This is a genomic window from Embleya sp. NPDC025285 (assembly GCF_055558835.1).
Genome location: NZ_JBVHLU010000083.1, coordinates 39,484 through 50,142 on the forward strand (window position 1 = coordinate 39,484; position 10,659 = coordinate 50,142).

At 71.0% G+C, this 10,659-nt stretch carries 10 protein-coding genes and 1 pseudogene; 4 read left to right on the forward strand and 7 right to left on the reverse strand.

Annotated elements, in window-relative coordinates; genetic code table 11:
- Nucleotides 1-246: 246 nt before the first annotated feature.
- The 3 genes from ACZ4FV_RS38620 to ACZ4FV_RS38630 form a co-directional block, all read right to left on the reverse strand.
- Entirely contained in the window at nt 247-1,959 is a 1,713-nt protein-coding gene (locus tag ACZ4FV_RS38620; RefSeq protein ID WP_402238401.1) for an ABC transporter ATP-binding protein, read from the reverse strand.
- Nucleotides 1,956-3,716, reverse strand: a complete 1,761-nt coding sequence (locus ACZ4FV_RS38625) for an ABC transporter ATP-binding protein (RefSeq protein WP_465325269.1) — start codon at nt 3,714-3,716, stop codon at nt 1,956-1,958. The genes ACZ4FV_RS38620 and ACZ4FV_RS38625 overlap by 4 nt, the downstream gene beginning before the upstream one ends.
- Before the next feature lie 355 nt (nt 3,717-4,071).
- Nucleotides 4,072-4,440, reverse strand: a complete 369-nt coding sequence (locus tag ACZ4FV_RS38630; protein ID WP_465325261.1) for a VOC family protein — start codon at nt 4,438-4,440, stop codon at nt 4,072-4,074.
- A 505-nt stretch (nt 4,441-4,945) separates the two neighbouring features.
- Between ACZ4FV_RS38630 and ACZ4FV_RS38635 the strand changes: the two genes are divergently transcribed.
- Complete coding sequence (locus tag ACZ4FV_RS38635; protein WP_395869688.1) at nt 4,946-5,563, forward strand: TOPRIM nucleotidyl transferase/hydrolase domain-containing protein; 618 nt, start codon at nt 4,946-4,948, stop codon at nt 5,561-5,563.
- A gap of 45 nt (nt 5,564-5,608) precedes the next feature.
- On the opposite strand, the gene ACZ4FV_RS38640 is transcribed toward ACZ4FV_RS38635, so the two are convergent.
- Nucleotides 5,609-5,929, reverse strand: a complete 321-nt coding sequence (locus tag ACZ4FV_RS38640) for a putative quinol monooxygenase (protein ID WP_395869690.1) — start codon at nt 5,927-5,929, stop codon at nt 5,609-5,611.
- Between the two features lie 105 nt (nt 5,930-6,034).
- Here ACZ4FV_RS38640 and ACZ4FV_RS38645 point away from each other — a divergent pair, with 105 nt between their 5' ends.
- Entirely contained in the window at nt 6,035-6,352 is a 318-nt protein-coding gene (locus ACZ4FV_RS38645; RefSeq protein WP_395869692.1) for an ArsR/SmtB family transcription factor, read from the forward strand.
- Nucleotides 6,353-6,526: 174 nt separating this feature from the next.
- On the opposite strand, the gene ACZ4FV_RS38650 is transcribed toward ACZ4FV_RS38645, so the two are convergent.
- Entirely contained in the window at nt 6,527-6,886 is a 360-nt protein-coding gene (locus tag ACZ4FV_RS38650; RefSeq protein ID WP_395869693.1) for a cupin domain-containing protein, read from the reverse strand.
- 268 nt (nt 6,887-7,154) lie between these two features.
- Between ACZ4FV_RS38650 and ACZ4FV_RS38655 the strand changes: the two genes are divergently transcribed.
- Entirely contained in the window at nt 7,155-7,715 is a 561-nt protein-coding gene (locus ACZ4FV_RS38655) for a hypothetical protein (protein WP_395869695.1), read from the forward strand.
- 73 nt (nt 7,716-7,788) lie between these two features.
- Here the strand turns inward: ACZ4FV_RS38655 and ACZ4FV_RS38660 are convergent, their stop codons facing one another.
- Nucleotides 7,789-8,874, reverse strand: a complete 1,086-nt coding sequence (locus ACZ4FV_RS38660; RefSeq protein ID WP_395869697.1) for a DUF5937 family protein — start codon at nt 8,872-8,874, stop codon at nt 7,789-7,791.
- 100 nt (nt 8,875-8,974) lie between these two features.
- Between ACZ4FV_RS38660 and ACZ4FV_RS38665 the strand changes: the two genes are divergently transcribed.
- Nucleotides 8,975-10,216, forward strand: a complete 1,242-nt coding sequence (locus ACZ4FV_RS38665) for an MFS transporter (RefSeq protein WP_395869699.1) — start codon at nt 8,975-8,977, stop codon at nt 10,214-10,216.
- Between the two features lie 192 nt (nt 10,217-10,408).
- Here ACZ4FV_RS38665 and ACZ4FV_RS38670 read toward each other — a convergent pair.
- A pseudogene (locus ACZ4FV_RS38670) lies at nt 10,409-10,483 on the reverse strand (DinB family protein); the annotation flags it as partial.
- Nucleotides 10,484-10,659 lie beyond the last annotated feature (176 nt).

The following is a 10,659-nucleotide window of genomic DNA, read 5'->3' on the forward strand; positions in this document are numbered from 1 at the left end:
GAGCGCGCTCACGCGCGGGGCACTCCCGAATGCGTCATACGGACGCGGCGAACGGGAGGGCCCGGTTCATACCGACACATGCCATGCGGTTGTTCATCGGGCTCACCTCCTCGTGTTGGTTGCGCGCGTCGCGCAACGGGCTCGATGGTACACACTTTCGCGTCGTCGCGGGCATCCGGCACGCCGCCCGCCGCCCGCCGACAACGGGCGGGCGGCGGGCCCGCGCCGACGGGCCGGCTCGACGCGTCAACTCAACGCAGGAGCAGGCGAGACACTCCAGAACTCGGCGTAGCGACCCCCGTGGCGCAGCAGTTCGTCGTGGCTGCCGGATTCGACGATCCGGCCCGCGTCCAGGAAGACGATGCGATCGGCGCGTTGCACGGTTCGCATCCGGTGCGCCACCATCACCACCGTCCGGCCCGCCATCAGGCGTTCGATGCCGTCGTGGACTGCGGCCTCGTTCACCGGGTCCAGCGCCGAGGTCACCTCGTCCAGCAGCACGATCGGCGCGTTCTTGAGCAGTGCGCGCGCGATCGAGACGCGCTGGCGCTCGCCGCCGGACAACAGCGCTCCACCCTCGCCGACGTGCGTCGCCCATCCGCCGGGCAGTCGCTCGATCACCTCGTCCAGCCGGGCCGCGGTCGCCGCCGCCCGCACCTCCGCGTCGTCGGCGTCCGGACGGCCCAGGCGTACGTTCTCCTCGATCGTGCCGTCGAAGAGATAGACGTCCTGGAAGACGATGGCGAACCGCTCCATCAACACGCGCGGATCGATCGCGCGCACGTCCACCCCGCCCACCCGCACCGCGCCCGCGTCCACGTCGTGGAACCGTGCGAGCAGCCGGAGCAGGGTGCTCTTGCCTGATCCCGACGGTCCGACGACGGCCAGTCGTTGTCCCTCCGGCACGGACAACGACACGTCGTCGATCACCGTACGGTCGCCGTGTCGAAAGACCGTGGACTCGAACTCCAGGCCGTGGCCCACCGGTTGCATCGGTTCGGAGGCTTCCGGCAGCGGCTCGGCGCGCAGCACCGCGTCGAGGCCCGCCAGCACGGAACGCGCGCCGCGGAGTTTGCCGGCGATGTCCGTCAGCGACAGCAACGGATCCGCGCAGCGGGCCGCCAACACCAGGATCGTCAGGACCTCCGCCGCGCCGACGTCCCCTTCGAGCGCGAGGTAGGCGCCCAGGACCAGCAGCACGGTGAACATCGCCTGCACCACGAGTGTCAGTCCCACCACGCCGGGCAGCGCCGACAGCGTGGAACGGCGGGACGTGCGCCGCACCTCCCGCAACGAGTCGTCGAGCAGCCGGAAGCGTTCGACGGTCCGGCCGCCGGCCCGCAACACCGGCTGGGCCTGCAGGTATTCGATCACCCGCCCGGTGGCCTCGTGGTCGCGTTCGGTGCGCTCCGCGTCGGCGGCGGCCATCGAGCGTGCGGTCCGGATCTGGATCGCCGCCACGATCGGTGCGGCGGCCAACGCGGCCAGCCCCATCTGCCAGTTGAAGGCGAGCATCACGACCGCGATGGTCAGTGGGGTCACGCAGGCGGAGACGAGCGGTGCCAGCAGATGCGCGATCACGCCCATGGCCTCCAGGACGCCCCGACTGGCCAGCGTGGACACCTCCCCGACGCGGCTCGCGCTGTACCAGCCGATCGGCAACCGGGCCATGTGATCGCCGAGTCGGTGGTACGTGCCCCGCAACACCGTGGTCCCGATCCGGAATCCGGACAGGTCGCCGCTGTAGCGCAGCACCGCGTAGACCGCGACCGCGCCCCCGAACGCGATCAACCAGGGCCAGGCGTCCTCGGGTGTGCTCCCGAACAACGCCCGCAGCACCGGGACCAGCAGTGCGTACGACAGGCCCTCGGCCAGCGCGGCCGTCGTCATCAGCGCCACGGTGCGGCGCATCGGCCGGGCGTGCTCGTTGCCCAGCACACGCAGCAACATTCGGATCATCGGGACTCGTCTCCTTGCGCCGCGTTTTCGGGGGCGCCCCCCTCGTCGGCGACAGCCGATCGGTGGGTGTGCCAGAACGCGGCGAACTTTCCGTCCTGCGCCATGAGTTCGGTGGGGCTGCCGCGTTCGACGATCGAACCGTTCTCCAGCATCACGACGGTGTCGGCGTCCGCGATCGTCTCCAGGCGATGCGCGATGACCAGCATGGTGCGATCGCTGCCCGGCGTCGCCAGGGCTCGGCGCACCGCGTGTTCGGTCTGCGGGTCGACGAACGCGGTCGCCTCGTCCAGCACCAGCACGGGTGTATCGGCCAGCAGGGCGCGGGCGATCGAGATCCGCTGCGCCTCGCCTCCCGACAGTCCGACGTCCGCACCGATCACCGAGTCGTATCCGCGCGGCAGTTCGAGGATGCGATCGTGAATGTTCGCGAGTCGGCCGGCACGCACGACGTCGTCCGGGTCGGCCTGCGGTACGGCGAGCGCGATGTTCTCCGCGACGGACGCGCGCAACAGGCGGACGTCCTGGAAGACGAAGGAGACCATCCGGTAGAGCTCCCGGCTGTCGAGCTCGCGCAGATCGACGCCGCCCAGGGCGACCGATCCGTGGGTCGGGTCGAAGAATCGCGGCAACAACTGGACCAGCGTGGACTTTCCGCTTCCCGACGGCCCGACGATCGCGGTGACCGTTCCCGGTTCGAGCACCAGGTCGATCCCGCGCAGCACCTCGTGCTCGGCTTCATAGCCGAATCGCACGTCGCGCAGTTCCACCCGGTGGCCGCGTGGTGCGACCGGGTGATCGGGCTCCGGTAGCACCGGCGCGTCGAGGACGTCCCGGATCCGGCCGACCGCGCGCCCGGCGGCCTGCATGTCGTCGAAGCCGTGGCCGAGAGCCGCCACCGGCGCGGTCAGGCCCAGTCCGAGCAGCAGGAAGGGCAGCAGATCGGCCGGGTCCATGCCGCCGTTCGTGATCAGCGCCGCGCCGCCGACGAGCACGACCAGCAGCACGAACGGCGGCGACAACACCAGCTGCATCGCGGCGGCGATCCGGGACAGCCCCTGCACCCAGCGGTGGAAGGTGTCGACGAAGTCGTCCGCGGCGGTGCGGAACTTGCGGTGGGCGCGCCCGGATCCGCCGAACGCCTTGACCACCGAGATGCCCTGCACGAACTCGACGACGGAACTGGAGATCCGCCCCATGGCCGCGTCGAACTCCTGCTGCTCGCCCAGCCGGGTCGGCGTCATCATCAACGGGACCATCGCCACGGCGAGCGCCACCGGGATCAACGTGATCAGCGTGAGTCGCCAGTCGATGGTGAACAGGTAGATCAGCGACGCGAGCGGCACCACGAACGCGGAGACGAGTTCGCCGGGGGCGTGCGCGATGAAGGGGTGCACGGCGCTCACGTCCTCCCCCACCACCTTGGCCAGTTCGCCGGTTCGCCGCCGGGAGAACCAACCGATCGGAACGCGCCCCAACCGTGCGGCCAGTTCCCGACGGAACATCAGCTGCACCCCGCCGTCGAGGATGTGCCCGATCCCCGACGACGCCGCCGTGAACACCAGCCGGACCAACATGCCGCCGGCGCCCGCGATCACGACCATCCGGACGTGATCACGATCGGTCGGGCCGGGCGACAGCAGGGAGCGGCCCAACTCGACGACCGCCAGCAGCGGCGCCAAACCCGCGAGCGCGCCGACGACCTGCAGGACGACAACGGCGGCGAAGCTCCATCCGTACGGGCGCAACAACCGCACCAGGCTCTTCCCCGCCGCCGCGTCGGCCTCCGGCGGGGATGGCGGGGATGGCGGGGATGGCGGCAGGGCCGCCGGCGGCGGTATGGACTGCGCCTCCGCCTGGGCGAGGTCGGTGGCCTTCATCGCTCTCCCGTCTGCGCCGTCATCGCGGACTCCGGTCCAGGGCGCGGCCCGATCGACTTTCCGAACATGTTCCGAAAGTAGCATCGAGCCTCTCCCGTGTCGACCACGAGACCCGAGCCCACCCCGACGGCACGAGGAAGGAGGGGCGAGGCGCGTCCGCGCAACCGGCGCGCCGGCCGACCCCGGAACCCGCCGACGCACGGACCCTCGCGGCCCACGATCCGCAGCGCGACCCTCATTCGGCGCCGACCGAACCCTGGCGGTGCGTCAGCACGTTGACCACCCGGCCGTTGGGGTCGCGGACGAAGAACCGGCGTACTCCCCACTCCTCGTCCTGCAAGGGGCGCACGATCTCCGCGCCGCTCGCCCGTACCGCCGCATGGACCGCGTCCACGTCATCGACCTCGACGCTCACGTCGGGTACGACCGGCGCGGTCTTGTCGTGGGTCATGAAGGTGATTTGCGCGGTGGGGTTCGACGACGAGGCGAGCGTCATCACCCAGCCTTGGTTCATCACCTCCTCGAAGCCCAGGAGGCCGTAGAAGTCCCGGCTCTCCGCCATGGCCTGCGAGGGAAAATCGGGCATCACGCGGCGAATGGACATGGGCAGCTCCTGGTGACGGGCCGGTGGGCAGCGAAGAACCACCCGTCGGCGGGCGGACACCGACGAGGGTGCCCGAAACCGCCACCGCGGTCTTGTACAAATGGGAACGCCACGCCGAACGGCCGACGACGGCCCGTTCCCGGCGACGGCCCGTCCGGCAGCCGCCCGGCTTCGACGGCGAGCCGCACAAGACGCGCCGTCGAACCGGTCGTCATCGGTCGGCCGTGTAGCGCTCCCAGGGACGGCCCAGGCCCAGGCCCCGGCCGCGGCCCCACCCGCTCGACGGCGGCCGCATGCCTGTCGGCCGACTGCCCGCCCGGCCCGCGCACGAAGCCGGCGCCGCCGCGTGCCGCGCGCTGTTCCGACCGGCTCCACACGAGACCGGCAAAAGCGTCCTTCTCCTTCATGGCCGATTACTCCATGACGGGCTTGTTCGATGCCCGGGCCTTCCCTCGCCGGGGAAAACTGCGTGCCGTGTCCGTTCGCACCGGGAAAGAATCGGCGCATGGTGGACATGCGAGCGTTCCGGGATGCGGTTACCGGCTGGGCGGCGGGCGGCCCCGGCGGGCCTGCGGGTGAGTTGGCCGTGCGACTGCGCGTGCGGACCGCGGTGTTGCTGGAAGGGCCGAGTGATCTCGCGGCCGTCGAGACGCTGGCCGCGCGGCGCGGCCGGGACCTGTCCTCCGAAGGGGTGTGCGCGCTGCCGATGGGCGGGGCGATGAGCGTCGGCCGGTACGCAGGCCTGCTCGGGCCGCCGGGGCTGGGGCTGCGCCTGGCCGGACTGTGCGACGAGGGCGAGCAGGGCTTCTACGACCGCGCTCTCGAGCGGGCCCGCGCACCGCGCCGCGGGTTCTTCGTGTGCGTGTCGGACCTGGAGGACGAACTCGTCCGCGCGCTGGGCGTGGCACGGGTCGAGGAGATCCTCGCGGCCGAGGGCGACCTTCGGGCCTGGCAGACCTTCGTGAGCCAACCCGCACACCGGGACCGGCCCTCGCACCAGCGGCTGCGGCGCTTTCTCGGTACGAAGAAGGGCCGCAAGATCCGCTACGGCCGGCTGTTGGTCGAGGCCCTCGACTCCGAGCGGGTACCCGCTCCCCTCGACGATCTGCTCGCGAGCCTGTGACCGGGGCACCGATCGAGACCGGCGGCGGCGGCGCGGTGGCGGCGGTCAGTTCGAGAAGTCGGGCCGGTAGGGGCTGTGCATGGTGAGGAAACGGATGTCCAGATCGGACTGGAGATAGTCCATGCGGCTCTCCCAGAAGGCGCTCATCCGGGGGAGCGCCAGGTGGGCGTCGAGATCGGCCTGCGAGCGCCACGCCTCGTAGAAGACGAAGACTCCGGGTTCGTCGCGGTCCTCATGGAAGTGGTATTCGAGGCAACCGGGTTCCGCTCGTGTGGGCTCGACGAACGAGAGCAGGAGCTGCTTCAACTCGGCGGCGCGTTCGGGCTTGGGCCGGGCGGTGCCGACGAGGGTGAGCGGCTGGGGCATGGGATTCTCCTCCGGAAGGTAAGACGAAGTTCGTACCTAGTGCCCGGTGGACGCTAGCAAGACAGTAGGTATGATGCAAGTCGTACCTGGAAGAGAGGTGGCCGCATGCCCGACGACGAAGGTCATCCGGACGTCGAGGAGATCGAACTCGGCCGGGTGCTCTCGGCGCTGGCGGACCCGCTGCGTCGTCGGGTGGTGCGCGAATTGGCCAACGAGCCCGATGCCACGGCGCGGACCTGTAGTTCCTTCGGGCTGCCGGTGTCCAAGGCGACCCTGACGCACCACTTCCGCACGCTGCGCGAGGCCGGGTTGGTCCGTCAGGTCGACCGGGGCAACAGCCGCATGGCCAGCCTGCGTCGAGCCGACGTCGAGCGGCGATTCCCGGGACTGCTGGACATCATCGCTGCAGAACCGCAGGACTGACCCGCAGCGCGCCCCACGACCCGGGGCCGGCTCCGTACCACCGGGCCGACCCGCGTGGCGGGCCGCAGTCCGCGGACTTCGTGGTGGCCGCGGCCGCCATGCGGGACGCCTACCGCCGGGTCGTCGTGCAGCGCTCGTACCTCGACCTACCCGCTCGTGCCGTCGTGACCTCGTTTATTTGGCGGGCGTGGCGTATTCGTGGATGTTGCCGGCGAAGTCGAAGACGACCGCGGTCTCGTCGCCGACGACCCACGCGTCGTGGCCGGGATCGCAGACGAAGACGTCACCCGCGCCGAGATCCTTCTCCTCACCGTCGTCCATGCGGATGTGCAGATGCCCTTGGGCCACGTAACCGTTGTGGTGGAACTGGCAACTGTCGGTCCCCGCGATGGGTCCGACATCCTGCGACCACCGCCAGCCCGGCTCGAATCGGGCAACGCCGAAATCGACGCCTTCCAAACTGACTACGTCGAGGTGACCGTGCGGCATGTCGCGGCTCTCGTCGGCCTCGTTGATCGAACGCACAGCAAGCATGGTGAATCATCTCCTTCGGAGTCCACCACTTCCATCGTGCGCCTCATCGCGAGCGAACGCGAACGGAATCCCCGAACCGCAACCCGGGGCACCCATACGGGTGAGGACCCCTGGCCGGCGGGTCCGGCGGCGGGCCGGGAGTGCGGTGCGCGCGGTGGTCGGCCGCTTTGCGCGCGGGGGCCGTCTGCGAGGGAGCGACACGGCAGCATGAGGAGCACCGAGGGCCGCGGGGACGGCGCCGGCTCGGGAGAACGAAAGGTGACGGCAGATGCCCTACGGGATCATTCTCTTGCCCGACACGCGGACATCGGCACGCCTGGTGGCGTATGCCCGCTCCATTGCCCACGATGTGCCCACGATCATGTGTGTGGACGAAGTGCGCCGACCGCACCTGACGTTGCTGCACGTCGACTGTGGTCGGGCGGAGGCCGCCGAGCTGTGGGGGCGTACCTGCGCGACGGTCCCGGCGGAGTTGCCCGTGGTGTTGTCCGGTACGCAGATCGCCGCGTTCGCGACCGGCGACCCCTACGTGCCGCAAGGCGGTGTGTACGTCGGGTCGGAGGCGCTCCGCAGCGCCGACCTCGACGCGGCACACCGCGAAGTGCTCGGGCACGCCCGCGAGTTGTCACTGGGCACGCTCACCTCGGCGGGCGCGGACTATCGCCCGCACGTAACCCTGGCGGTGCTCGAGACGAGCGACCACGTCTTGGTGCCGGTGCCGCCGCAGGAGTTGTCGGTCCCGTTCACCGGCCGGCTCGCCTGGGGAGCCATGGGACCGTACGGGACCTTCCCGGACATCATCGAAATCCGGAACGCCGCGGCCACATGAGCGAACTGCGCGGTCGTCGCCGATGATGACGCGGCGGCGAGGGCGCCCGGGGGCTTCGGCGATTCGGGGTCGGTCAGCGCAGTACGGCTGCCAGCAGGTCGGTGCCCAGAGTTGTCACGTCGGGCAGGTTGAGGGTGTAGCGGACGTAACGGCCCTGGCGTCGGGCGGTGAGCAGACCCGCGCGGCGTAGGACGGCGAGGTGACGGGACACCTCCGGGGCTGACAACTCCCAGACGTGGGCCAGTTCGCCGGTGGTGTGCGGGCCGCGGGCCAGGGTGCGCAGCAGGCGCAGCCGTACCGGATGGGCGAGTGCCTCCAGGCGCAGGGTGACCGTTTCCAGTGGCACCGGTTCCGAAGGGCCCGACTCGGCCACGGGGTACTGCACCACCGGATGCCACCCGGGCGCGTGGACCACGACCAGGTGCGGGCGGTTGAAGACGGTGGGGATGAAGGTGACCCCGGTGTCGTGCGCGGTGGTCGCCTTGTCCTGCAGCTTGTCGATGACGATGCGGTCGCCGTCCGGTGCCAGCGCGATCGCGCCGGAGACCGATGCGAGGGCCGACCCGATGCCCTTGCGCTTCAGCAGGTCGTTCTTCAGGCGCAGGTCGGTGGCGAGTTGTACGGCGACGCCCGACCAAGCGGCGTCGAAGAAGGCCTCGGCGCACTGTTCGAGGGTTTCGCGCACCCACACCCGCACGGTGGCCGGGTCCGCGAGCAGCCGTTCCGCGAAGGCCTCCTGTCGTGCGCCGCGGGCCTGGGCCAGATCCAGGGCACGTTCGCGGGCGGTGGCGTCGGTGAGCGGCGAGGGCGCGACGAAGCGGACCCGGTTGCCGCCGCATGTGGTGACGAGTGCGGCGGTCACATATCTCTCGTCGTCGATCCGGTCCACGTCGCGCAGCTCCTCGGCGAGGGTCGGCCGGGGCCGGGCGGGGATCAGGAAGTCGGCCTGTGAGGAGCGCCAGAGGAAGTCCGCCTCCCGCAACCGTTCGGCGAGTTCCGGTGACAGCCCGGCCCAGACGTCCCCGGCCCAGGCGGCGAACTGCGGATGATGTCCGGGTTCGGCCAGCACGTGCAGCATCGCGGTCAGTTCGGCCAGCGGGGATGCGGCGAACCGCACTCGCTCGGACGGCAGGCCGCTGATGTCGATCCTCAAGGTCACCCCCTCATCATCACCGACCGTCCGACCGGCGACGGCGTCGATTGACGGTGTCCGTCAACCGACGCGGGCGAACCCGGCGGCCGAAAGCACCGTTGTCGCCATGCCAACCACCAGCAAGATCCGGCCCCGCGCCCTCGTCCGTGCCTCCGGAGGCCCCCGCTACGCCGTCGCCCTGGCCGTGGACGCGCTCGGCACCGGCCTGTTGCGGCCTTTTCTGCTGCTCTACGGGATGACGGTGCTGAGGTTGTCCGCTCCCGCCACCGGTATCGCCATGACGGTCGGCGTCGTCGTGGGCCTGGTGTGCATGCCCGCCGTGGGTCGATGGCTGGACCGGGGCGCACGCAGCACGGTCGTGGCGGCGTCGATGCTGGTGCGGGTGCTGGGAGTGGCGCTGCTGTTGGCCACCCCGGCGGGGCAGGTCTGGGTATTCGCGGCGGCGGCGCTGTTCCTCGGCATCGGCAACCAGGCGTGGCCGGCCGCCCACGCGGCTCTCGTGGCCACGATCGCCCACGGCCGGGAACGCGACGCCGCTCTCGCGGCGGGCCGTGCCCTGCGCAACGCGGGCCTGGGGGTGGGCGCGCTCCTCGCCACCGTGTGCCTGGCGGGCGGAGCCACCGCCTTGCAGGCACTGGCCGCCGTCACCGGGCTCGCCTATCTCACGGCGGCGGCCCTGGCGTGGTCGGTCCACCTGCACGCACGTCCGGCCGCCACTGCGGTCGAGGACCGGGACGAGGGGTCCGCTCCCCGTATGCGCGCCGTGTTGGCCGCCAACGTGGTGTACGTCTTCTGCCTCAACGTCCCCGAGATCGCGCTCCCGCTGGTGCTGGTGACGCAGTTGCACGCATCGCCCGTGTGGTCGGCGGCCATCTTCGTGGCCAACACGGTGCTGGTGGTCACGCTGCAGGTTCCGCTCACCGTACTGATGTCCCGGTTCTCCCGGCGCACCGTGCTGGCCCTGGCCGGTGTCGTACTCACCGCGTCCTACCTGGGCTTCCTCGCGGTCACCTCACTGGGGCACGGCTGGGCCGCCCCGGCCGTCGCGGTGATGTCCGTGGTCTGCACCGTCGGCGAGATCCTCTACGCCGGCAGTGCCACCGCCCTCGTCACCGCCCTCGCCCCGGCCCACGTCCTGGGACGATCCCTCGCCCGCTTCGAACTCTCCACGGGCTTCGGCCTCGCCGTCTCCCCCGCGGTCTTCACCGCTCTCGCACCGCACGGTCCGGCCGCGCTCTGGGGCAGCCTGGCCGCTGCGACGCTCCTCTCCGCGTCCGCGGTTGCCACCGAGAAGGACGAAGGAGCGCTTCTCGGCGAAAGCGCCCACCGGGCGCGAGCGGCCTCGTGAACTCGGGGGCGTCGCCACCGGTGATCCGTCGCCGAGCCCCGGTCCCGTGCCACCCGTGCATACGCCGAACCGGCGCTCCCCCGGATCCGCGGCGCGAGGGCCGGGTCCGGCACGACGAAGCGGCCCGGCGCCGAGGCCGGCAACCGACGACGAGCGGTGCCGGCGGCTCTCCGGGCCATGCCCTCACCGGCGGCGCCACGCGATCGTGGTGAACGGCGGTGGCCAAGGATGCGGATAGGGCGCGGCATCGCGCCCCCACCCGCCGGCTGCGCAACATCCTCCGCGGCCGGCACTCCCGGCCACTCACCGCCGCATGTACCTTCCCCGGGGGACGGGGGGGGGGGGGGGGCGGGGGGTCCCGTCTACAACGGGCCCCAGAAGGTCCTCCCCCACCAAGACGAACAAAACACAAAACAAAAGAAAAGGCGTCGGGGGGAAAAGGC